Source organism: Thalassospira lohafexi, from assembly GCF_002844275.1.
Classification (GTDB): Bacteria; Pseudomonadota; Alphaproteobacteria; order Rhodospirillales; family Thalassospiraceae; genus Thalassospira; species Thalassospira lohafexi.
The window spans coordinates 106,648-129,282 of sequence record NZ_NXGX01000003.1 but is presented as its reverse complement, the minus strand read 5'-3'; the positions used below and the strand labels follow the sequence as shown (position 1 = coordinate 129,282).

The window sequence follows — 22,635 nt, the reverse complement described above, 5'->3', positions numbered from 1 at the left end:
ATGATGGGTCGGACTTGTTATACGGCCCCAAACACCTAGGGTCAGGACTCATTAATTTGTTTGTAATGGTCAATCAGATTAATGAGTCCTGACTCTAACAACCGGAAGCCGAACATGCAGATCGCTGTCGATTTTTGCCAGCCCTTCACGCTGGATCATTCCAACATCCGTGGCCGCTTTACGCGCCTTGGCCCGACGGTGCAGACCATCATTGGTCAGCATAGTTATCCTGCGCTGGCCAACCACCTTTTGGGTGAGATGATTGGCCTTGCGGTGCTGTTGTCGTCGTCGTTGAAATATGACGGGCTGTTTACCCTTCAGACATCGTCGGACGGGCCGATCAGCATGCTGGTGGTCGATGTTGACAGTGAGGGCAATGTACGGGCGTGTCTTCGGGTTGATGAAGACCGCCTCAATACCCTGATTGCCGCCGAAGAAGGCGGGGAAGAAGCCCTTCGCGGGCAGGTTCTTAAACTGATGGGCCGCGGGCATATTGCCTTTACGGTCGATCAGGGCGATGAGCATGAACGCTATCAGGGTATTGTGTCGCTTGAAGGGGCAACCCTTTCGGAATGTGCAGAGGCCTATTTCCGCCAGTCCGAGCAGCTTGAAACCGCCTTTAAACTTGAAGTTCATCAGGGTGAGATTGATGCCGACTGGTGGGTTGGTGGATTGTTCCTGCAACGCTTGCCGGTCAGTGCATCTGGCGATGCCGCCACCCCGGAAGAAGGCGAAAAGGTTGCCGAGGACTGGAACAGGTCAAAAATCCTGATGACCAGTGCGACGGAAACCGAACTTGTCGATATCTCACTGTCGGCACATGATTTGATCTGGCGCCTGTTCCATGATGAAGAACCACGTGTGTTCGAACAGGCGGAATTGCGGTTCAAATGTCGCTGTTCGCGCGAAAAGATCGAAGGTGCGCTTGTGACCTATCCGCTCGACGAATTGCTGTCGATGCGCGAAAGTGACACCGGTGAAGTTGCGGTGTCGTGCCAGTTCTGCAACACGCGTTATGGCTTTAACGAAGCAGACATTCGGGCTTTTAAGGCCGATGACGTGCAAAGTTCATAAAAAGATTACAGCGCATTAGCCTGTCACAGGCTTGCCTTAATCATCACGCAACGTCACCATGGATAACCAAATCCATGGTGACGTTTTTGTATGAGTTTTGAATGACGAGGGAGTTTGATTTCATGAAGGTATTGTCCATCAATGGCATGCGCGCAAGCATTGCCGGTGTCATGGTTGCGCTGCTGGCGGCCTGCACCAGCACGCCGGTGGCAAATTACCCCGATGTCACCTGGCGTCATCTTCAACCGATTGTGTTTGCCGCCGGGCCGGTTGAAAAAGTTGCTGCGTGGGATTCAAAAGTAAATGGGTCCATGGCCAACAGCCTGCCCTTCAGCCTTGGCAAAATGGCAATGAACTGGCCCGATGACCGTATCCAGACGGCCGGTACCAGCGACATGCTGCGCTATTCCGTGACCGAGGCATCGATCACGTCAAACGCGCTTAAAACGACCAAGGGCATCAAAGGTGCCTTTACCGATGATCAGTCAGAAAATATCGAGCTTAAGGTTGCCGCCAAGCTTGAACTTCTTGATGCCAATGGCGTTCAGAAGGGCGAAGTGCAGGCCATGGCCGCACGGTCGCACACACTTTCAGAATCAATGTCGGTCGCCGAGCGTGAAAAGGCAATTTACGACGAAACCGCAACCGTTCTGATGGATCTGGACCGCGAACTTGAACGTCAGATCAACGCCAATCTTGGACGTTTTCTGGTCCGCTGAATAGGCCCTGAGCCTAAGACGCGAAATCCGTTATGTATGACAAAAGCCCGGCAGGTGATCTGCCGGGCTTTTTATTTGTCTGATGATTGCGTTTTGCCCGACTTAGCGGAACATCATCACCGGAACCTGACAGGACCGGACCATTTCGGTGGTGGTGCTGCCGATGATCAGGTTGCGGATGCGTGAATGGCCATAGGCACCCATGACCAGAAGATCGATGTTGTCGGCTTTGATCCGGTCCTTGATGACGTCTTCGGGTTCGCCTGCGGCGAACTCGGCGTTGACGCTATAGCCTGCGGTGCGCAGGATTTCTGCGGCCTGATCGAGTTTTTCCTGCAGGCTGTCGGTTGATTTGCCAACGCACAGCAAGGTGCAGGGCAAGTCGGTAAACAGCTTGCCCGCGGCAATGTGACGCACAGCCTTCATGGCACTTTCGCCGCCATCAAAGGCGATCAGGAATTTCTCGATAGGTTTGAATGCGCGTGACGCGACAAGTACGGGCTTCGTGGCCGCACGGACAACCCGTTCAAGGTTCGATCCCAGATGCAGTTTGGCAAAATCGGCGGCTTCACCGCGTTTGCCAATCACGATCAAATCGGCATCGCCTTCAAATTCGGCAAGGCTTTCGATCAGATCGCCGTGGCGCAATTTGGTGCCGACAGTTTTAAGCCCACCTTCCTCAAGCCCGGATTTGGCTTCTTCAAGAAGAAGTCGCCCGCGTTTGAGCTCAAGCTTGGCTTTTTGCTCATCCAGATCGGAAAGTTCCTTAAGCAAGGCTGTGCGTGCGCCAAGCTTAAGATTACCACTCAGATCAGCGGGTTCGGAACCTATACCGCGCCGGCCCAGAACATGCATCAGGTCAACCGATGCGCTTGTGCGCTCGGCCACCCAGCGTGTCAGGTCGCAAACGCTTTGCGAATAACCCGATCCGTCAATCAATGCGATCAGATGTGTCATGATCGTTTCCCTTTTCCCTTGCCCTGTGGGCTTAGTGGCCCATCAGGCGTTCAAGCGCGCCGGGCTTATCATGGATGGCCAGTTTATCGACGATTGTTTCACTGGCTTCATTGAGACCGATCAATTCGACTTCGGCCCCTTCACGACGGAATTTCAACACGACCATATCAAGGGCGGCAACACTTGAAATATCCCAGATATGTGCGTGGCTGACATCGATGGTGACTTTATCAAGTGCTTCGCGGAAATCGAATGCCTTGGTGAAGTCTTCGACCGAGGCAAAGAAAATCTGACCACGGACTTCATAAGTGCGGTGCGCACCAGCATCATCAAGCGTGCTGGTGATGCGGAAAATCTGCGCGATTTTCCAGGCAAAGAAAATACCCGACAGCAACACACCGACCAGAACACCAATCGCCAGATTGTGCGTACCAACCACGGCAATCACGGTGGCGAGCATCACAATCGACGAACTGCGCGGGTGGTGTTTGAGGTCCTTGATCGATGACCAACTGAATGTCCCGATGGACACCATGATCATGATGGCAACAAGAGCCGGCATCGGAATGATCGCCACCAGATCGCCCAGAACCACAATCAGGATCAGAAGATAAATACCCGCAAGGAAGGTCGACAAACGGCCACGGCCGCCCGATTTGACGTTGATCACGGACTGACCAATCATCGCACAGCCGGCCATGCCCCCGATGAAACCGGTGAAGAAGTTGGCAATGCCCTGACCGTAACATTCACGCGTGCGGTCTGACGATGTGTCGGTCAACTCATCAACGATCTGCGCGGTCATCAGGCTTTCCAAAAGACCAACGGCGGCAACCGCTGCCGAATAGGGCAGGATGATCAGGAAGGTATCAAGGTTAAGCGGAATGTTGGGCAAATAGATTGCCGGGAAGGCATCGGGCAATGCGCCCATATCGCCAACCGTGCGCACATCGGCATGAATTGCCAGCGACACAAGGGTCAGAACCACAATGCACACCAGTGGCGACGGGATGGCCTTGGTAATGCGCGGGAACAGGTAAATGATGGCAAGGCCACCGGCAACCATCACATAGGTCATATAGCTGACATTGGTCAGTTCGGGGAGCTGCGCCATGAAGATCAAAATGGCGAGCGCATTGACAAAGCCGGTCATCACCGATTTGGACACAAAGCGCATCAGGCTGCCAAGGCGAAGTGCGCCGGCCACCATCTGGATAACGCCCGCCAGAACCGTTGCCGCGAGCAGGTAATCAAGCCCGTGCTCACGGACAAGCGAGCCCATCAAAACAGCGGTGGCCGCGGTCGCGGCCGAAATCATACCCGGACGCCCGCCAAAGATCGCGGTGATCACGGCGATTGAGAAGGAGGCATACAGCCCGACCTTGGGATCAACCCCGGCAATGATTGAAAAGGCAATCGCCTCGGGGATCAGGGCAAGTGCCACCACAAGGCCCGAAAGCACATCGCCGCGAATATTGCCAAGCCATTCAGCCCGCAAACGCGGAAGAAAATCGCTGTTCACAGAAAATCTCCGTCTCCGTCAAGCCCATTCGGTTCGGGGGGCTGTCCCCGGGGCTGGAATGTTATCAGGCGGTATGGCGTCAACCCGTCGGCCATATTGGTCGGCGACCGGGTCTGCGTGCCTGCCCGTTAAGGTGCTGCGTCGCAGCAGGGCTGTACCTATACTAATTTAAGTTTTTGCACAACCTTGGGACGGAAGAGCAGGCATGCGCATCGCAGTCCTTGATGACGGACTTTGTATGGGCGGGCAGACGAAAAAGGCCCAACCCCCGGAAGGTGGGGATCAGGCCGGATTTGGACGGATTTTTATAGGTGCGTTGCCTAGGCGTTGTCGCGTACGGCTTTGGCAATCGCCTTGCCACAGGTGATCGTATCGGCCGATCCGCCAAGGTCGGCGGTGCGGAGCGTTTCATCGAGCAGGATGTTTTCAATGGCGTGCATGATGGCGTCATGGGCATCGGTATGGCCCAGATGATCAAGCATCATTGCCCCGGACCAGATTTGGCCAATCGGGTTGGCAATGCCCTTGCCCGCGATGTCGGGGGCGGACCCATGTACCGGTTCGAACAGGGACGGGAATTTACGTTCCGGGTTGATGTTGCCCGATGGTGCAATACCGATTGTCCCCGTGCAGGCCGGGCCAAGGTCGGACAGGATATCGCCAAACAGGTTGGATGCGACCACCACGTCAAAGCGGTCCGGGTTCATGACGAACTGGGCGGTCAGGATATCGATATGATATTTGTCCCAGCTGACGTCGGGATAGTTTTTCGCCATTTCGACCACCCGTTCATCCCAATAGGGCATGGTGATTGAAATGCCGTTCGATTTGGTTGCCGAGGTCAGATGTTTGCGCGGGCGTTTTTGCGCCAGTTCGAACGCATATTTCAAAATGCGATCAATCCCGGTGCGCGACATCACCGTTTCCTGAATGACGATTTCGCGGTCCGTACCGGGATACATCTTGCCCCCGACCGAGGAATATTCGCCTTCGGTGTTTTCGCGCACGACATAGAAATCAATATCACCGGGTTTGCGACCGGCAAGCGGGGAGGGCACGCCGGGCATCAGTTTGGCGGGGCGCAGGCTGACATATTGGTCAAAGTCGCGCCGGAACTGGATCAGCGACCCCCAAAGCGAAATATGGTCCGGCACCGTATCGGGCCAACCGACCGCGCCAAAGAAAATCGCATCATGATTGCCAACCTGTGCGCGCCAGTCGTCGGGCATCATCTGCCCATGCTTTTGATAATAGTCACAGGATCCAAATTCGAAGGTGTCGAATGTCAGATCGATGCCAAAGACATCTGCGGTGGCCTCAAGAACGCGGATGCCTTCGGGCATGACTTCGGTTCCGATGCCGTCACCTGCGATGACTGCGATTTTATGGGTGGCGCTTGTCACGATGTTTTCCTCCGTCGTGTGTTCTTATCAATCAGGAAATCAGAATTGCCCTGAAATCATTCACGTTGGTCAATGTTGGCCCTGTGATGATTGTGTCATCCAGGGATTCAAAAAAGCTATGACCGTCATTATTCTCAAGATAGGTGATCGGGTCCATCTTACGAAGTGAGCTGCGCAAAAGCGTGTCAGGTGAAATATACGCCCCGGCGATTTCTTCGATTCCGTCAATGCCGTCCGTATCCCCGGCAACGGCATGAATGCCCGACATGCCATCAAGTGCAATCGCAAGTGCGAGCAGGAACTCGACATTACGACCGCCCCGGCCATTTCCCTTGACGGTTACCGTCGTTTCTCCGCCCGAAAGCAGGACGCATGGGCGTTTGTTGATATTCTGACGTGATGCAATATGTTTGACTGTTTTCGCCATCGAACGTGCAAGTTCTGATGATTCGCCTTCCAGTGAATCGCCGATGATCAGCGCATCAATTCCGGCAGAGCGTGCCTTTTGTGCCGCGGCATCCAGCGCCATGTAGGGGGCGGCAATCAGCTTGGCCTCGGCCTTTTGCACGCGCGGATCGCTCGGTTTTATCGTTTCGGTTTCCCCGTAGCGCAAAAGATTATGGACATTATCGGGAAGGCTGATGCCGTAACGTTCGATGATGTGCAGCGCGTCTGCACATGTCGTTGGATCGGGCACCGTTGGACCGGATGCAATGTCGAGGAATTGATCATTTGGTACGTCGGAAATCAGCAATGAAACAACCCGTGCCGGATGGCACAAAGCGGCAAGTTTACCGCCCTTGACCATTGAAAGATGGCGGCGCACGCAGTTCATTTCGTCAATCGGCGCCCCGGATTTAAGCAATGCCTGATTGATGGCCTGTTTATCGGCCAGACTGATGCCGGGTGCGGGATCAACCAGAAGGGCCGATCCGCCTCCGGAGATCAGACAGATGACCAGATCATCTTTCGAAAGGTTTCCGACACATTCCCTGATACGTCGGGTTGCCATTAAACCGGCCTGATCGGGAACCGGGTGGGAGGCCTCGATGACATCGATCTGTCGGGTTGGAACTGCATGGCCATAGCGGGTGACAACAACACCTGAAAGGTCATCTTGCCAATGATTTTCAAGGGCCTGTGCCATTTTGGCGGATGCCTTTCCGGCCCCGATGACGACGGTTTTGCCCTTTGGTGGCTCGGGAAGAAAATGTGGCAGGCAAAGATGGGGGTCGGCCGCATCGACAGCGGTCTTAAAAAGATCAACCAGAAAGGTTTTCACCCAAGTCGGATCATTCAATTCGTGCACTTTTCCTGCCCCCATCTTCACGCCTGTCAATTAGCTATTTTCGCCATGGATGGCAGCAATCACCGCGTCAGTTACCTGACGTGTCGTTGCCTTGCCACCAAGATCAGGGGTGTGAAGGTCCGGGTTGGCGGTGACCCGTTCAACCGCGCGCATCAGGCGTTCGGATGCGGCCTTTTCACCCAGATGGTCAAGCATCATCACCGCACTCCAGAACGTCGCCACAGGATTGGCAATGCCTTGACCCGTAATATCAAATGCAGACCCATGGATAGGTTCGAACATGGACGGGAATTTGCCTTCCGGATTAAGGTTGGCGGTCGGCGCAATGCCAAGCGATCCGGCAAGGGCGGCGGCAAGATCAGACAGAATATCGGCATGAAGATTGGTTGCGACAATCGTATCAAGGGTTTCGGGGCGCAGGGTCATACGCATGGTCATGGCATCGACCAGCATCTTGTCCCATTCAACATCCGGGTAATCTTGTGCGACTTCGCTGGCAATTTCGTCCCACATGACCATGCCGTTGCGCTGGGCATTTGATTTGGTCACGACGGTCAATTTCTTGCGCGGACGGCTGCGCGCCATATCAAAGGCAAACCGCATGATCCGGGTCACACCGGCACGGGTGAAAATCGAAACTTCGGTTGCAACTTCTTCGGGCAAACCCACATGCGAACGCCCGCCTTGACCGGCATATTCGCCTTCGGAATTTTCCCGTACAATCACCCAGTCAAGTTCGCTTTGCTTTACATTGCGAAGCGGGCTTTCAATACCCGGAAGAATACGGGTCGGGCGGACATTGGCGTATTGATCAAACGGCTGACAAATCGCCAGACGCAACCCCCAAAGCGTCACATGGTCCGGCACATCGGGCGCACCAACCGCGCCAAAATAGATCGCATCATGATCCGCGATCTGGCTCCGACCGTCGGCTGGCATCATCAGCCCGTGCTTTTTGTAATAGTCCGAGCCCCAACCGAAATTATCAAAGCTCATGGTAAAGCCGCCGTCGCGCTTGGCAAGCACGTCAAGAACTTCAACACCGGCCGCAACAACCTCTTTACCGATCCCGTCGCCGGGGATGGCTGCAATACGATAGTTTTTCATTTTCAGTCTCTGTTCGTTAGCAGGTTAAGGAGTTTTCTTGTGACCGATGGTCCTAGAACAGAAGCCCCTTTGGCATTCTGATCAGAAGAACTTCCGCCATAAGAAGGTAAAGACCGCCGACAATCACAATGCCGGCTACGGCCTCACCAAGAATTTGTTTCCGGGTCATCGCCTCATAACAGGATATCCGGGCCAGCAATAAGAACGCCAGAACCGCCATACAACCAAACCCGACTATTGGCACACCGGCAACCCAAACCGCCATGACGGCGACCAAGGCATAACGCCGCGATGATGATTCTTCGCCTGCCCCGTGACCTGCAGTCTTGGCCGCTGGTTTGCGCAAGAAATTCAAACCCAGAAGCACAATGGACAAGACAACGATGGCAACCGAAATTGTGCTTGGAAACACCGATCCCATCGGCGACATCGATGATGTCTGGGCAAAGGCCAGGACGGCAACAATGATCAACAATACTGACAACATCATCCCGGCAGCATCGCGCGGCTGCGCCATCAGCTTTTTGACACCCGCAAATGGTTCAAACCCGGGTTTTGGCGCATCTGCCACAGCCAGCGTCGTTTCGCCGTCACTGTCGGTAAAGTTACGCGCCGCATCCAGTGCCCGTTTCCGGGCTTTTTCCTTGCGCTTGGCAAACACCAGCGGATAAAGCAGCGTAAATGCGGCCAGCACCACGATCGCCAGACTGATCGGCCGGCCAAAGAACATGCCCGTAAGGTTTCCGGTCGCATTGCCAATCAGATAGGATTGAACAAACCCCTGTTCGGCAATCTGACCTAACACCAGTCCAAGAACAATCGGCGATGGCGCAAAACCACAGCGATTCAAAAGCCAGCCAATCACACCAAGCGCCAGCATCATCTGCACATCATGCAGGTTGCTATGGATGGCAAAGCTGCCAACGACGGTTAAAAACGCAATGGTTGGCACCAGCAATGTTTTGGGAATGGATGCGATAGACTTATAGGCATAACGCCCGATCAAAAGCCCCGCCGGCAACATCAGCGCGGTTGCGATCAGCAAACCAAAGATAAAGGTATAAACAATATCGCCTTGCTGGGTGAACAGGGTCGGGCCGATCTTGATACCCTGAACCAGCAAGGCCCCAAGAATAACCGCATCTGGCGGTGTGCCGGGAATGCCCAACACCAATGTCGGGATAAAGCCGCCGCCAACCGTGGCGTTATTGGCCGATTCCGTGGCAATGATGCCATCAGGTGCCCCATTGCCAAATGTTTCAGGATGTTTGGATGATCGACGCGCCTCGGAATAAGATACCAGCCCGGCAATCGATCCCCCGGCACCGGGCAAAACACCGATCACGGTCCCGATCAATGAACTGCGCAGAACGTTGAATTTGCTGCTCCAGGCAATGCCGAACGCTTCGCGCAGACGAATACCGCGATTGCCCTGTTCAACCTTTAAGTGCGGGTCAGGCGTGGCCACCAGATCAATCAGGACCGGAATACAGTAAAGACCGATCAATGCGGAAACAATATCGAACCCGCCCAGCAACATATGGGTTCCCATAGTAAAGCGGATATCACCGCCAACCACAGCCACCCCGACCATTGCCAACATCAGGCCAACACAGCCGCCCAGCAGTCCTTTAAGAGTATTGCCAACCGACAGGGCGGAAATAAGGGTTAGTCCAAAAATCGCCAGCCAGAAATATTCCGGCGGACCAAAGGCCAACGCAACTTTGGCCAGCGGCGGTGACAGCAGCAGCAGGAACACACCCCCGACAAGCCCGCCAAAAACAGAAGCAAGCGTTGCCAGTGTTACTGCCAGACTACCATCACCGCGTTTGGCCATCGGGAAACCATCAAAGGTGGTCGCGATTGCAGATGGCGTTCCCGGTGTATTAACCAGAATGGCGGCATAGGCCCCGCCATAAATGGCCCCGGTATAAATCGCACCCAGTGCGATCAAGCCGGTAGCTGGATCCATTGTGAATGTAAAAGGGACCAGAACGGCCACCGCCATAGTTGCCGACAATCCCGGCAAAGCACCGATTACCGTGCCAAGAACCACGCCCCCAAGCGCCATCAAAATATTCAACGGTGTCAGGGCGTTAACGAAATAGCCAAGGAGCTCCATGACGATGGACCTTTCCAATCCCGATTTTTTTATTGTCGCAGGTTTATTATTGGTCGCTTCGCGCGCTTATCGATTGGCAATGCCAAGCTTCTCTGCGATTGCGCGGTATTCTTCTGATTTGGCCGCAACGAAATCATTGATGAAGTCGTAAGGGATATCGGTCAGAACAAAACCGGCATCTTCCATCTTTTTCTGGAATTCGCTGTTATTGTTTACATCCGTGACCATCTGCGAGATTTTTTCACGGATCGGTTCCGGGGTTGAATTCGGAACAGCCACACCGCGGAATGCACCGCCGGTAATGTCAAAACCAAGTTCCTTGAAGGTCGGAACATCCGGGAAAGCCTTCACACGGTTTTCCGAGGCAACCGCAAGCATCCGCATGCCATCGCCGTTATTCACACCCGATGTGACATAGTTAAAGCCACCCGTGGTCTGACTGCCCAGAATAGCCGTCACGGCCGGGCCGGTTCCGCTGAATGGAACATATGTCGTCGTGATCCCGGCAAGCTGGTCAAACTGAACCTGACCAAGATGGTTGGCGGAATTTGATCCAGACCCGCTCAGCGTCACCATACCCGGATTGGCTTTTGCATACTCGATCAGTTCGCCAAGCGACTTGAATTCGCTGTCTTTGGGAACGAACAGGGCGTTCGGCGTATAGTGGAAGAAGTTGATATAGGTCAGGTCCTTGGTTTCGTACCCGACATCTTTTTCCATCGGCTGCAAAATGGTATGCGGAAGGTTGATCCCCATGATGGTGTAACCGTCACCTTCCATGCCATTCAGTTGCGACCACGCCTGTGCACCGCCAGCACCGGCCATATATTGGATGACAACAGGCTGACTGGAAATTTGTTCCAGATATGCCTGCTGGAAACGTGCCGAAACATCGGATTCACCACCGGCATTGAACGGAATAATATAGTTAATGGTTTTTTCCGGATATTCCGCAAATGCAGTGCCGGAAATCAAAGTTGCGACCATGGTAGCCGCGATTGCGAGCTTACGCATTGGTATTCCTCCCGAATTTGAATTCACCAGTTTTTTGACTGATGCTGGCATCAAGGAATCGAAGGTGTGTCCGACTTCTGTGCCAGTGTTTCCCTGATGTCGGATCGGAGATTTTAACGCTGTAGGACGTGTTCACTGTGCTTTTGTTCTTTGCCCGACCGACTCATGCAGTTTATATTTTTGAGGGATTTATTATAATTTCCGACTTTTCACTTCATTATGTCTCAAAGGTTAATAATGTCGGTTGATAGCGATTTGGGGTTCTTTGTGTTGCTGGTCCGCAAGGGGAATTTGTCTGCGGCGGCGCAGGAATTGAACTTGTCGCCACCTGCGGTCAGCAAACGTTTGGCAAAGCTTGAAGACCGGTTAGGGGTCAGGCTGCTTAATCGCACGACACGGCGGATCAGTCTGACCAGTGAAGGCGATGCCTACTTCCAGAGTGCCGAACAAATCATGCGCCAGATTGATGATCTGGAGCAGCGTGTGTCCCATGCCAGCGAGACACCGGCGGGGTTGTTGCGGGTTAATGCGACATTCGGGTTTGGCCGGGAGTATGTCGCGCCAGTGGTATCGGAATTTTCCCACCTGTATCCCGAAGTCGAGGTGCAGCTTCTTCTGACCGATATCCCGATGAATATGGTTGAAGAGGGGATTGATCTTGGCATTCGGTTTGGCGGACTACCCAATTCACGGATAAGGGCGCGAAAATTACAAGGTAACCGGCGGTTTCTGTGTGCCGCCCCATCCTATCTGAAACGGTATGGCACCCCGCGCAGCCTTTCGGATCTTGTCAATCACAATTGCATCATCCTGCGTCAGGACAAGGATGTGCATGATCTTTGGAAATTACAACGTGGGCAGCATTCCGAAACGGTCAAGGTGCATGGCACACTCAGCAGCAATGACGGTGAAATTGCCCTGCGATGGGTGCTGGACGGGCATGGGATCATGATGCGTTCAGAGTGGGATATTGGCCGCCATGTTGAAGCAGACAGGCTTCGGCTTGTTTTGCCGCAATATGCTCATGTGGATGCCGATATTTATGCGGTCTATCCCGAACGGCATAATCTTTCGGCGAAAGTGCGCATTTTCATCGATTTCTTGCATCGAAACCTGCGCGAAAACGCGACCGGGCGTATTGCATAACCACAACATTTCAATTGTCAGACTATTGTGGTGCGTTGCAGGCAGCAAAACACCCGCCAGTTGCTTGGCGGGTGTTTTGCATTTCAGATCGGATTTGGCGAATGTCCTAGCGGTTCTGACGATTATCAATCAGGTCATCGACGACACCCGGATCGGCAAGGGTGGATGTGTCGCCCAGCTGATCATATTCATTGGCGGCAATCTTGCGCAGGATACGGCGCATGATTTTGCCTGACCGGGTTTTGGGCAAGCCCGGCGACCATTGCAGGTAATCGGGGCTGGCGATCGGGCCAATTTCCTTGCGGACCCATTTGACCAGCTCGACCCGCAGTTCTTCGGTCGGTTCCTCGTCGGCATTCAGCGTCACATAGGCATAGATGCCCTGACCCTTAATGTCGTGGGGAACACCCACCACGGCGGCCTCGGCGACTTTCGGATGGGCGACAAGGGCGCTTTCGACTTCTGCCGTGCCCATGCGGTGACCCGACACGTTGATCACGTCATCAACGCGGCCGGTGATCCAGTAATAGCCATCATCATCGCGCCGCGCGCCATCACCGGTGGTGTAGGCATTGGCAAAGGTGCTGAAATAGGTCTGGATGAAGCGTTCATGGTCGCCGTAGACCGTGCGCATCTGACCCGGCCAGCTGTCCTTAATGACAAGGTTGCCATCGGTGGCCCCGGTGAGTTCGTTGCCTTCGTTATCAAGAAGGCCCGGCTCAATGCCAAAGAACGGCAAGGTCGCCGACCCCGGTTTAAGATCCGTCGCACCGGGAAGCGGAGAAATCAGGATGCCGCCGGTTTCGGTCTGCCACCAGGTATCGACAATCGGGCAATTGCGGTTGCCGACATGCTCGTAATACCATTCCCATGCTTCGGGGTTGATCGGTTCCCCGACCGAGCCAAGGATACGAAGCGATGACAGGTCGGCCTTCTTGACCCAGCTTTCGCCTTCGCGCATCAGGGCACGGATGGCGGTTGGGGCGGTATAGAAAATGTTGACCTTGTGCTTCTCGCAGACTTGCCAGAAACGCGATGCGTCCGGATAGCTTGGCACACCTTCAAACATCAGGGTCGTGGCACCATTGGCCAACGGACCATAAACGATATAGCTGTGGCCGGTGACCCAGCCAACATCGGCCGTGCACCAGTAAATATCGCCGTCGTGATAATCAAAGACATACTCGTGCGTCATCGACGCATAAACCAGATAACCGCCCGAGGTGTGCAAAACACCCTTCGGCTTGCCGGTTGAGCCCGATGTATAGAGAACAAACAGCGGGTCCTCGGCATTAACCTCGGTCGGTGGGCAATCGGGCGAGGCGGCGGCACAGGCTTCGTGATACCAGACGTCACGCGCATCGTTCCATGCAACGTCCTTGCCGGTGCGTTTAACCACAACCAGCTTTTCAACCGATTTCACGCCGGGATGCGAAAGCGCCTCGTCGGCGTTGCGTTTGAGCGGAACCGCACGGCCGCCACGCAGGCCTTCGTCCGATGTAATCACGACTTTTGCGCCGCAATCCTCAACACGACCGGCAAGGGCTTCGGGTGAGAAGCCACCAAACACGATGGAATGGATCGCACCAATACGTGCGCAGGCCAGCATCGCAACCGATGCTTCGGGGATCATCGGCAGATAAATGACAACGCGGTCACCTTTGCCGACACCCATCGATTTCAGCGCATTGGCAAAACGGCAGGTGCGCTCATGCAGGTCGCGATAGGTAATATATTCGGAAACGCTGGGGTCATCGCCTTCGAAAATGATGGCGGTCTGATCGCCGCGTTTTTCCAGATGACGGTCAAGACAGTTGGCCGAAACGTTCAGCGTGCCGTCTTCATACCATTTGATGTAAAGGTCGTTGGCGTCATAGCTGACATTTTTGACTGTGGAGTAGGGTTTGATCCAGTCAATGCGCTTGCCGTGTTCGCCCCAAAAACCCTCCGGATCCTCAATCGACTGCTTGTACATAGCGTCGTATTTGGATTTGTCGATCAGGGCATTTTTTGCGATGTCGTCGGGGACGGGATAAACGTTCGCAGACATATGTGGCCTCTTGTTCGTTTCCTGTTGTCTGTGCGTTCGTACCGGACACCTGCCCGCTCGCAGATAGATGTCTTGCATCGATACGATATTCCGGTGCGGTTCAGGGTCAGAACGTTATGCACATCTGGCCGTTCCGTAACGGCCCGTCGGCATGGCACACCTGATCCTGTCGCTTGGCGCCTATGCTAGTGCGCCGGGGGTCTTGATGGAATACAACTTAAGGCGGGGGGCATTTCACCGAGAAATCGCCAGATTGCCGGGGTAAGTATCCCGCCCATGTCTTGCCGGGGCTGTCATGAGAACGGTGTTGGCTGGGATGCCCTGGACAATGATCTAAAGCCATATTCCATATATGTCTTTGAAATATAGTATAATTTTAGACGTTCGCCAGCGCCCGTGCGACAATATTTTCATCTGATCTTTCGGATTATTTTCACGTTGCGTTGTGGATTTGACGGAACAAAACAGATACAAAGAACGCAGATGATAATGAAATGGTGGGACAATGGATCCGATATCTTTGGCCGCAGGGGCTGTTTTGGCTTCTGTGGTGGCGCTCGTATTTGGCGGATTAATGATCAAACGCATCAAAGATGCCGCCGATGCCCAGACAGAGTCGCGCACAGCCCTTGTTTCGTCGCAGCTTGAGCAAACCGAAGCCACACGTCGTGATTTGGCAAGCGAGCTTGCGATCACCCGCGACAAACTGGCCGAGGCGGCGGAAAAACGCGCCATTGCCGAAACCACAGCCCACCGGGTGCCCACCCTTGAAGCCGAGATGAAAGAACTGCGCACTATTCTTGATCAGTGGCGCGAAAAGGGATCGGAACTTGAAACCGCGTTAGAAAAAGAACGCGAAGCCGCAGCAGAGAAGCTTGCGATGCTTGAAGATGCCAAAATCAAGTTGCTTGATAGTTTCAAGGCGCTGTCGTCCGATGCGCTTAAGGTCAATAACGACGAGTTCATGAAGCTGGCGCGCGAAAACTTTTCGCGCATGCAAGAAGGGGCCAAAGGCGACCTTGAAAAACGTCAGCAGGCAATTGACGGCATGGTCAAACCAATCCGTGAGCGGCTTGAGGCGTTTGACACCAAGGTTAATGAGCTTGAGAAAAACCGTAAGGAAGCTTACGGCGAATTGCGCGAGCAGGTCGGCACATTGGTGCAATCGCAAACCAAGCTGACCAAGGAAACCCAGACGTTAAGCTCCGCACTACGCTCAAGTTCGTCGGTCTCGGGGAAATGGGGTGAGTTGCAGCTTCGGCGTATTGTCGAGCTGGCCGGGATGCTCAAGCATTGCGATTTTGACGAACAGGTGCATTTCAATACCGACGAAGGTGTCCAGAAACCCGACATGGTTATTCACCTGCCGGGCGGGAAAAACATCGTCGTTGATGCCAAGGCGCCGACATCGGCTTATCTTGAGGCGATTGACGAAAAATATGACGATGATCGCCGCGAAGCCTTGATGGGCACCTATGTGACCAACGTGCGTAAGGTGATCTCGGAGCTTTCGAAAAAATCCTATTGGAAATCGGTCGACAGTCCGGAATTCGTTGTGCTGTTCCTGCCCGGTGAAAGCTTCTTTTCAGCCGCCCTTGAACGCGATCCGCGCTTGATCGAGGACAGTTTCCGCGATGGGGTGATTTTGGCAACGCCGACCACCTTGCTTGGGTTGCTGAAAGCCGTGTCATACGGCTGGCGACAGGAAGCCCTGGCGGAAAGTGCGCGCGATATCAGTGAAATCGGCTTGCAGCTTTATGACCGTCTGGCGGCCCTTGCCAAGCATTTCTCATCGATGGGTAAATCGCTTGAAAGCACGGTGAAGCATTACAACAAGACATTGGGATCGTTGGAAGGCTCGGTACTGGTGTCTGCGCGCAAATTGAAGGAAAAGCACATCGTTTCCGACGACCGCATGATCGAAGAACCTTTGCCGTCAGAAACCCATGTACGCGAGATCACCAAGATGGAGCTGATTGGCGGTCCGGACGGCGAAACCGACACGGAATAATATGATTACATGATCGGCATATGCCCCAAACCGGTCCCAAATCTGGCGTCGAACATGGCTGATGTCTGTGTCGTGCGGGGCAGTTTGCTTGACTTGCGGTCACGGAAACCTTATCTCGAAGCGCGAAATTCGCTATAATCAGATGACGCCCCGGATGGGGATCAGTTTTAGATATCAGTTCGAAATCGGATTACAGACCAATGGCCCTGCGTGAAATTCTTATTGTTCCAGACCCGCGTCTTAAGAAAGAGTGCGAACCGGTCACTGAGGTGAATGATGAGATCAGACAGCTTCTAAGCGACATGCTTGAAACCATGTATGCCGCACCGGGTATCGGTCTGGCAGCGCCGCAGATCGGGGTGATGAAGCGCGTGGTGGTCATGGATGTGTCCGACGATAAGGACAAGCCCGAACCCTTGAAGCTGATCAACCCGGAAATCATCTGGGAATCCGAGGATACTTCGATCTATCAGGAAGGTTGCCTGTCGATCCCGGACCAATATGCTGATGTCGAGCGCCCAATTGAAGTCGGTGTGCGTTATCTTGACGAAAATGGCGAAGAACAGGAAATCGAAGCTGATGGCTTGCTGTCGACCTGTATCCAGCATGAAGTTGATCATCTTGATGGTGTTTTGTTCACCGATTATCTGAGCGCGCTTAAACGCAACATGATCCTGAAAAAGGTTCAGAAGCTTCAGAAGACCAAAAAGTCTGCCTGAGCAATCAGTGCTGCGATGGATCAAGGGCCGGTTTTCCGGCCCTTTTCTTTTGGCTGTTTCTGAAGCATTGAGTCATCAAGGCCGACAATCCAGCCTTCGCGATTTTGAATGATGTCATCGATGGGCAGGTTTTGTGGGCGTTTGCCATTGGCAATCAGGATCAGCCCCATGACACCGACCAGTGCGTCAAAGGCATCATCCTTGCCTTGATCCGGGCCAAAGCCATCCTTGATATCGTCAATCACCGCAGGCAGGATTTCAATGTCGCTGTCGCGTGCTGTTGCAATGAGACGGGCAACGGCCATGGCCCGACTGTCGCGGTTGGACTTGGTCACATCGCCAATGCCCAGCCAGGCATAAACCTCTGCCGGATAGGTTTCGATGAGCGTGGTACCGGGGCGGTTCGTGCAGGCGGCAAGATCACCGGAATATGGCCAGATGTTAAAGCCGTCCTGATGGCCGGGAATGATCAGGCTTTTCAAGCCATGCAGCATGCCCTTGCCAACCTGATTGGCGCCCAATGTCCAGAATGACGGGCAGGCGGCATTGCGGTTACCGGTTGCATGTTCGCATTGGCGGTGGAGGTCTTTGAACTCAGAAAGGCCAAGGCGCTTAACAAGGTCGTCGCGTGTGACGCTGCCTTTGACACCTGATGATTTGGGGTAAAACGGGCGTTTGTGGGTAATTTCGGTCTTTGTCGCACAGACGTCAAAGAAGTCCTGCCATTGGGGAGTCGTAAGGAAGCCGAGAAGGGTGATGAAGTCATCAACACCGGCGGCTTCATACCAGCGATTGGCAAACCCGATGGGCATATCAAGACCCAGCCAGATTGACTGGCTGCTGCCATGATCGGACAGGGATTGGCGAAATTGATTGAGCATCCCGACCGGTTCAATCGCGTGGATTAACCAGCCATGATCGGATCTCCGGGCCTTGGCAACCCAGCGGGCTTTGACCGACATGCTCCAATCGGCGTGCCAGATGTGGGTGACGCTGTATTTCTCGGAATTGCTGGTTTGGGTGCAGGCTTGGCTTGTCATTTGATCAAGATAGCGCCAAATTGCCGCCAAGCGATCAAAAATACCACCGATATGACGATGAATGGACGCATGACATGACCAAACTGCGCATTGCCTTTATGGGAACCCCGGATTTTGCCCTTGTGGCACTTAAGGATCTGGTCGCCGCCGGTCATGATGTGGTGTGCGTCTATTCCCAGCCGCCCCGACCATCAGGGCGCGGACAAAAGGAAACACCAACGCCGGTTCATGCATGGGCACAAGAACAGGGCATTGAAGTTCGCACACCGGTATCGTTGAAATCCGATGCAGAAAAACAGGCTTTTGCCGATCTTGATCTCGATGTTGCGGTGGTGGCGGCCTATGGGCTTATTTTGCCAAAGGCGGTCTTGGATGCGCCGAAATATGGCTGTTTGAACATTCATGCGTCGCTTTTGCCGCGCTGGCGTGGGGCGGCCCCGATCCAGCGGGCCATTCTGGCCGGGGACGCGGCAACCGGGGTGACGATCATGCAGATGGATGTCGGGCTTGATACTGGTGATATGCTGTCGGTTGGCGAAATTCCGATCACGGCGGACACCTATGCCAATGGCTTGCATGATGATTTGGCGACCCTTGGCGGGACGATGATTGTTGATGCGCTGGCGAAATTGCAAAGCGGTGACCTTGCCCCCGTCAAGCAACCTGAAGAGGGCGTGACCTATGCCGCCAAGCTTGAACGTGCCGAGGCAAAACTTGATTTCAATGACGATGCCAGCGCGCTTGAACGTAAAATCCGCGCCTTTACCCCATGGCCGGGGGCCTATTTCGAGTTGGGTAAGGAACGGATCAAGGTGCAGGCGGCTGAGGTGACCGATCAGACCGGCCCGGTTGGCGAGATTGTCGATGACAAGCTTTCGATTGCGTGTGGAACCGGGGCGCTGCGCCCGACCCGTATTCAGCGTCCTGGTAAAGCGGTGATGGATGCAGACGCGGTGCTGCGCGGCTATGACAAGCTTGCCAAGGGTGTGGTGCTGGGCTGATGACCGGGTCTGATATTGCCCCTAAACGAGCGGGTGCGATCGCACATCTTGCTCTTCGTCCGGCGCGCAATGCCGATGGGGATGGTGTTTCGGATCTGATTTCTACGGTGTTTGCGCAGTATCCCGGCTGCGTGTTTGACCGGGCGGGCGAATTTCCTGAACTCGACGCCATTGCCGATGATTTTCGGGCGTCACATGGCCGGATGTGGGTGGTTGAGGATCGCGATGGACGTATTTTGGGATGTTTTGGCGTCAAATATGATCCGCCGACACGCGAAGCCGAACTTCACAAGGTTTATCTTGATCAATCCTGTCGCGGGCAGGGCGTTGCCCAGCGTTTGCTGGCAAAGGCGCTGACGTGGCTTGGCGACAAGCATTCCGACTGTGAAACCGTGATGCTGTGGACAGACACACGGTTTGAGGCAGGCCACCGGTTTTATGAAAAATGCGGCTTCGCCCGCACCGGGCAAAACCGCATTCTTGATGACCTTAGCCAATCGTCGGAACTTCAATTCCGGCTTGATTTTGCCACCTACCGCACATTTCTTGCGATATAGGCTTCTTACCGTGCGGTATTGTTTTGGATGGCGCGGGTGTCCGGGGTGCCGTCCGGGTTCTTTTTAACCGCACGGGCATCGCGGAAACCAAGCTCCCACGGCGGAACCGGGGTGAATTTTTCGGCCAGAAAGTCAACAAAGGCGCGGACTTTTGGCGATAGATGGCGTTTGTGCGGATACACCGCCGAAATCCATGCCAGATCGTGCACATATTCGGTCAGAACCGGGGTCAGACGCCCGGCCCGGATATCCTCATGCACCAGATATTCGGCCAAACGCGCCATACCCAGACCGGCAACCACGGCTTCGTGCAAAACGTCCCCGTCATTGGCCGAGAATGACCCTTGCGCGCGGAACGACACATGCCCATCGGGGGTGTCGAAATGCCAGTCATTGAAACTTTCGCGTGATGACAGATGCAGGCAGTTGTGGTTTTCCAACTCTTGCGGTTTGCGCGGGATGCCGTTCTTTTCCAGATATTCCGGCGATGCGACGATCATGCGGCGGTTGACCGCATATTTACGCGCAATCAGCGATGAATCTTCAAGAGCGGACAATCGGATCGCCAGATCATAGCCATCGTTGACCAGATCGGTGAATTTATCATCAAGTGTCAATTCAATGCGCACATCGGGATAACGCGCAAGAAATTCCGGGATCAGGGGCACGACCTGCATTTTGGTAAAGGCCACCGATGCATTGATCCGCAAGGTGCCGCGCGGGGCGGCATAAAGCTGGGTGACGACTTCTTCGGCTTCTTCGATCTCGGTCAGGATCGTGCGTGCGCGTTCGTAAAAGGCGCGGCCTTCCTCGGTCAGGCTGAGCTGACGGGTGGTGCGCATCAACAAACGAGCGCCAAGCCGATCTTCCAGACGCGAGATGTATTTCGACACGGCAGATGGCGACAGGCGCATTGTCCGGGCAGCAGCCGAAAAGCTTCCCTCCTCGACAGCATGGACAAAGATTTCCATTTCAGCAGCGCGATCCATATCTCGACGATCCTATTTATGACGTTCATTCACAAGTAATGTGCATATTGAGGTAATTCTCTTTCCCCGTAAAGAAAATTAGATTGGGTTCATCGAGAGCGACACGGTTGTCGCCCACACCGAAATATCAGGAGGTCATCATGGCCACTTACGAAGAAATCACCACCCGTTACATCTCCGCCACCGAAATCGAAGCTGGCGTACGTAAAGGTCAGCAGCTCCGCGCTGAGTTCGTCGGTTCCTTCTTCCGTAACCTGTTCAAAGGTTCGGATCAGGTTTCTGACGCGAAACATCCGGCCGGTACCGTTGGCGGTGCTGCCTAATCTACTGAACTTACGACCTTGCTGGTTGAGCGCTGATTGATTTTTCCTCCCCAAGAGGTGCTCCCGCAAGCTGAGACTGATTTCTATCTAGCGTCTTCCTCCCAAGTTTTGACGCTGTTTTCCCGACTGGCCCGGTCACTTTTGTGATCCGGGCCATTTTTTTGTTTGGCCGTCTGGATGCTGAATTTTAGTTTCGATCTTGGCGGTGGTTATTCAGCACCTTGTGGATTAACACCGGGCGGCACGTAAAAGCCCGGCCGTTCGGAAATCCACGACATCACACTGACAATCGCCATGCCACCAATCGTCAGTCCCAGCATCACCTCAATCGATATGTCGGCGGCAAACATCCAGCCATAAATCGCCGGCCCCATTGCGGATGCCAGAACCATGATGGCGGTTAATGTGCTGCGCGCTGCGCCGATTTCATCAAGTGGCACCAATTCCGGGATGATGGCGGTCCGAAGGGTGGTGGCAAAGCCGGTTGTGATGCCGACCAGCCCCATATAAATCAAAATCATCACCGGATGTGTCCCCAGTGACAGCAACAGCACCCCGATCATCACCGGGATCAGATGCCAAGGAAACAGGCGACGGGCGGAATATTTGTCAATCAATGGTCCACTGCCAAAGGCACCCAGCACGGATGTAATGGCAAAGACGGTAAAACCGGCGGCAAACCAGCCAAGATCAATGCCCTTGTGGTTGGCAATGGCACCCTGATGGAAAAAAAGCGCAGTCATCACCAGTGGCGGTGTTGCCAGCATCGGCATGCAAAACCAGACATAGACCGAGCGAAACAGGCGTGGATGACCTGTGTCGGCACTGGTTTGATCTGGTTCGGTTTGCGCCGTATCGGTAAGGCTGTCTGTTTTGTGCGGCGTTGCCGAGTCTTTAGGGGTTTGGGGTGTGGTTTTGCTTGGTGCAGATCGAAACCGTGCATCGGACCGGATCAGCAGGATGGCCAGCGGGATCAGGATCAGAACGATAAACACCCCGGCCGCGCCATAGGTATATCGCCAGCCAAACAGCGCGATCATTGCCAGCAAGGTTGCGGGCAAAATGGCCTCAGCCAGGGGAAAACCAAAACTGGCAATCGCAAGTGCGCGTCCGCGATGGCGGCTAAAATACCGCGCAATGCCGGTCATGCTGACGTGGGTCATCAAACCCTGCCCGGCCAGACGCAAGACAAACAAGGCAGCAATCAACCACCAGACGTTGCTGGCGGTGGCAATCATCAGACAGCCAAGGGCCAGCAACCCCATGGTCGCCAAGCTGTAAGACAGGATGTCGACCTTATCGATCCAGCGTCCAACAACTGGCAGACACAGCGCACTGCCGATCGTAATACCGGCATAGATGTTGGCAAATTCGGTTTCATTCAACGCAAGGCTGGCTGAAATGAACGGCACAAACAGGGCAATCAGAAAGGTCTGTCCAAAGGACGACCCGAAACTGTGCAGTGCGCCAAAGGCAAGCTGCCTTGGGGCTTGGCGAAGCAAAAGAATAAATTGCATGAGGTTTCTAGCAGGGGTTTTGGGTGTGGCGTTTAATAGTATGAGGAAACTATCG

Annotated in this window: 19 protein-coding genes; 8 read left to right on the top strand and 11 right to left on the bottom strand. The window is 54.2% G+C overall.

Annotated elements, in window-relative coordinates; all coding sequences use genetic code 11:
* The first annotated feature begins 114 nt into the window (after positions 1-114).
* Together hslO and COO92_RS07515 are read left to right on the top strand one after the other, a co-directional pair.
* Positions 115-1,074 carry an Hsp33 family molecular chaperone HslO gene (gene hslO, locus COO92_RS07520; RefSeq protein WP_101301120.1) on the top strand — a complete coding sequence of 320 codons (960 nt, stop codon included), beginning with the start codon at positions 115-117 and terminating at the stop codon, positions 1,072-1,074.
* 122 nt (positions 1,075-1,196) lie between these two features.
* Positions 1,197-1,793: a hypothetical protein gene (locus COO92_RS07515; RefSeq protein ID WP_101301118.1), complete on the top strand. Its 597-nt coding sequence runs from the start codon at positions 1,197-1,199 to the stop codon at positions 1,791-1,793.
* A gap of 102 nt (positions 1,794-1,895) precedes the next feature.
* Here the strand turns inward: COO92_RS07515 and COO92_RS07510 are convergent, their stop codons facing one another.
* The 7 genes from COO92_RS07510 to COO92_RS07480 all read right to left on the bottom strand — a co-directional run bounded on the left by COO92_RS07510 (position 1,896) and on the right by COO92_RS07480 (position 11,227).
* Positions 1,896-2,750 (bottom strand): universal stress protein, encoded by an 855-nt coding sequence (locus tag COO92_RS07510; protein ID WP_101301116.1) that lies wholly within the window; start codon positions 2,748-2,750, stop codon positions 1,896-1,898.
* A gap of 31 nt (positions 2,751-2,781) precedes the next feature.
* Positions 2,782-4,272 (bottom strand): SulP family inorganic anion transporter, encoded by a 1,491-nt coding sequence (locus tag COO92_RS07505; protein ID WP_206186375.1) that lies wholly within the window; start codon positions 4,270-4,272, stop codon positions 2,782-2,784.
* A 320-nt stretch (positions 4,273-4,592) separates the two neighbouring features.
* The gene (locus COO92_RS07500; protein WP_101301114.1) at positions 4,593-5,675 is read right to left on the bottom strand and encodes a tartrate dehydrogenase; all 1,083 of its coding nucleotides are present in this window, start codon (positions 5,673-5,675) and stop codon (positions 4,593-4,595) included.
* Positions 5,676-5,706: 31 nt separating this feature from the next.
* On the bottom strand, positions 5,707-6,984 hold the full coding sequence (locus COO92_RS07495; RefSeq protein ID WP_420823342.1) for a glycerate kinase type-2 family protein: 1,278 nt from the start codon (positions 6,982-6,984) through the stop codon (positions 5,707-5,709).
* Positions 6,985-7,014: 30 nt separating this feature from the next.
* Positions 7,015-8,091 carry a tartrate dehydrogenase gene (locus COO92_RS07490; RefSeq protein ID WP_101301111.1) on the bottom strand — a complete coding sequence of 359 codons (1,077 nt, stop codon included), beginning with the start codon at positions 8,089-8,091 and terminating at the stop codon, positions 7,015-7,017.
* A 52-nt stretch (positions 8,092-8,143) separates the two neighbouring features.
* Positions 8,144-10,231 carry a tripartite tricarboxylate transporter permease gene (locus tag COO92_RS07485; RefSeq protein WP_206186374.1) on the bottom strand — a complete coding sequence of 696 codons (2,088 nt, stop codon included), beginning with the start codon at positions 10,229-10,231 and terminating at the stop codon, positions 8,144-8,146.
* A gap of 48 nt (positions 10,232-10,279) precedes the next feature.
* Positions 10,280-11,227: a tripartite tricarboxylate transporter substrate binding protein gene (locus tag COO92_RS07480; RefSeq protein WP_101301107.1), complete on the bottom strand. Its 948-nt coding sequence runs from the start codon at positions 11,225-11,227 to the stop codon at positions 10,280-10,282.
* A gap of 237 nt (positions 11,228-11,464) precedes the next feature.
* Here COO92_RS07480 and COO92_RS07475 point away from each other — a divergent pair, with 237 nt between their 5' ends.
* A complete protein-coding gene (locus tag COO92_RS07475) occupies positions 11,465-12,373 on the top strand; it encodes a LysR family transcriptional regulator (protein ID WP_101301106.1) in 909 nt (302 codons plus the stop codon).
* Between the two features lie 106 nt (positions 12,374-12,479).
* On the opposite strand, the gene acs is transcribed toward COO92_RS07475, so the two are convergent.
* On the bottom strand, positions 12,480-14,423 hold the full coding sequence (gene acs, locus COO92_RS07470) for an acetate--CoA ligase (protein WP_101301104.1): 1,944 nt from the start codon (positions 14,421-14,423) through the stop codon (positions 12,480-12,482).
* A gap of 505 nt (positions 14,424-14,928) precedes the next feature.
* Here acs and COO92_RS07465 point away from each other — a divergent pair.
* Together COO92_RS07465 and def are read left to right on the top strand one after the other, a co-directional pair.
* Positions 14,929-16,434 carry a DNA recombination protein RmuC gene (locus tag COO92_RS07465; RefSeq protein WP_101301102.1) on the top strand — a complete coding sequence of 502 codons (1,506 nt, stop codon included), beginning with the start codon at positions 14,929-14,931 and terminating at the stop codon, positions 16,432-16,434.
* A gap of 200 nt (positions 16,435-16,634) precedes the next feature.
* Positions 16,635-17,153, top strand: coding sequence for a peptide deformylase (def, locus tag COO92_RS07460; RefSeq protein ID WP_022733924.1), 519 nt, complete (start codon positions 16,635-16,637; stop codon positions 17,151-17,153).
* A 20-nt stretch (positions 17,154-17,173) separates the two neighbouring features.
* Here the strand turns inward: def and COO92_RS07455 are convergent, their stop codons facing one another.
* On the bottom strand, positions 17,174-18,193 hold the full coding sequence (locus tag COO92_RS07455; protein WP_101301101.1) for a methyltransferase type 12: 1,020 nt from the start codon (positions 18,191-18,193) through the stop codon (positions 17,174-17,176).
* A gap of 74 nt (positions 18,194-18,267) precedes the next feature.
* Between COO92_RS07455 and fmt the strand changes: the two genes are divergently transcribed.
* Together fmt and COO92_RS07445 are read left to right on the top strand one after the other, a co-directional pair.
* Positions 18,268-19,194 (top strand): methionyl-tRNA formyltransferase, encoded by a 927-nt coding sequence (fmt, locus tag COO92_RS07450; protein ID WP_101301722.1) that lies wholly within the window; start codon positions 18,268-18,270, stop codon positions 19,192-19,194.
* Positions 19,194-19,751 (top strand): GNAT family N-acetyltransferase, encoded by a 558-nt coding sequence (locus tag COO92_RS07445; RefSeq protein ID WP_101301099.1) that lies wholly within the window; start codon positions 19,194-19,196, stop codon positions 19,749-19,751. Before fmt ends, COO92_RS07445 begins: the two co-directional genes overlap by 1 nt.
* 5 nt (positions 19,752-19,756) lie before the next feature.
* On the opposite strand, the gene COO92_RS07440 is transcribed toward COO92_RS07445, so the two are convergent.
* Entirely contained in the window at positions 19,757-20,740 is a 984-nt protein-coding gene (locus COO92_RS07440) for a LysR family transcriptional regulator (protein ID WP_022733921.1), read from the bottom strand.
* Positions 20,741-20,880: 140 nt separating this feature from the next.
* On the opposite strand from COO92_RS07440, the gene COO92_RS07435 reads away from it, so the two are divergent.
* Entirely contained in the window at positions 20,881-21,063 is a 183-nt protein-coding gene (locus COO92_RS07435; RefSeq protein ID WP_101301098.1) for a hypothetical protein, read from the top strand.
* A gap of 209 nt (positions 21,064-21,272) precedes the next feature.
* Here the strand turns inward: COO92_RS07435 and COO92_RS07430 are convergent, their stop codons facing one another.
* Entirely contained in the window at positions 21,273-22,580 is a 1,308-nt protein-coding gene (locus tag COO92_RS07430) for an MFS transporter (RefSeq protein ID WP_101301097.1), read from the bottom strand.
* Positions 22,581-22,635 lie beyond the last annotated feature (55 nt).

Excerpts from the sequence above, each read along its gene's own strand:
- def (WP_022733924.1), top strand. The coding sequence starts at position 16,635 with ATGGCCCTGCGTGAAATTCTTATTGTTCCAGACCCGCGTCTTAAGAAA.
- COO92_RS07480 (WP_101301107.1), bottom strand. The coding sequence starts at position 11,227 with ATGCGTAAGCTCGCAATCGCGGCTACCATGGTCGCAACTTTGATTTCC.
- hslO (WP_101301120.1), top strand. The coding sequence starts at position 115 with ATGCAGATCGCTGTCGATTTTTGCCAGCCCTTCACGCTGGATCATTCC.
- COO92_RS07510 (WP_101301116.1), bottom strand. The coding sequence starts at position 2,750 with ATGACACATCTGATCGCATTGATTGACGGATCGGGTTATTCGCAAAGC.
- acs (WP_101301104.1), bottom strand. The coding sequence starts at position 14,423 with ATGTCTGCGAACGTTTATCCCGTCCCCGACGACATCGCAAAAAATGCC.
- fmt (WP_101301722.1), top strand. The coding sequence starts at position 18,268 with ATGACCAAACTGCGCATTGCCTTTATGGGAACCCCGGATTTTGCCCTT.
- COO92_RS07490 (WP_101301111.1), bottom strand. The coding sequence starts at position 8,091 with ATGAAAAACTATCGTATTGCAGCCATCCCCGGCGACGGGATCGGTAAA.
- COO92_RS07445 (WP_101301099.1), top strand. The coding sequence starts at position 19,194 with ATGACCGGGTCTGATATTGCCCCTAAACGAGCGGGTGCGATCGCACAT.
- COO92_RS07465 (WP_101301102.1), top strand. The coding sequence starts at position 14,929 with ATGGATCCGATATCTTTGGCCGCAGGGGCTGTTTTGGCTTCTGTGGTG.
- COO92_RS07475 (WP_101301106.1), top strand. The coding sequence starts at position 11,465 with ATGTCGGTTGATAGCGATTTGGGGTTCTTTGTGTTGCTGGTCCGCAAG.
- COO92_RS07455 (WP_101301101.1), bottom strand. The coding sequence starts at position 18,193 with ATGACAAGCCAAGCCTGCACCCAAACCAGCAATTCCGAGAAATACAGC.
- COO92_RS07435 (WP_101301098.1), top strand. The coding sequence starts at position 20,881 with ATGGCCACTTACGAAGAAATCACCACCCGTTACATCTCCGCCACCGAA.
- COO92_RS07430 (WP_101301097.1), bottom strand. The coding sequence starts at position 22,580 with ATGCAATTTATTCTTTTGCTTCGCCAAGCCCCAAGGCAGCTTGCCTTT.
- COO92_RS07440 (WP_022733921.1), bottom strand. The coding sequence starts at position 20,740 with ATGGATCGCGCTGCTGAAATGGAAATCTTTGTCCATGCTGTCGAGGAG.
- COO92_RS07515 (WP_101301118.1), top strand. The coding sequence starts at position 1,197 with ATGAAGGTATTGTCCATCAATGGCATGCGCGCAAGCATTGCCGGTGTC.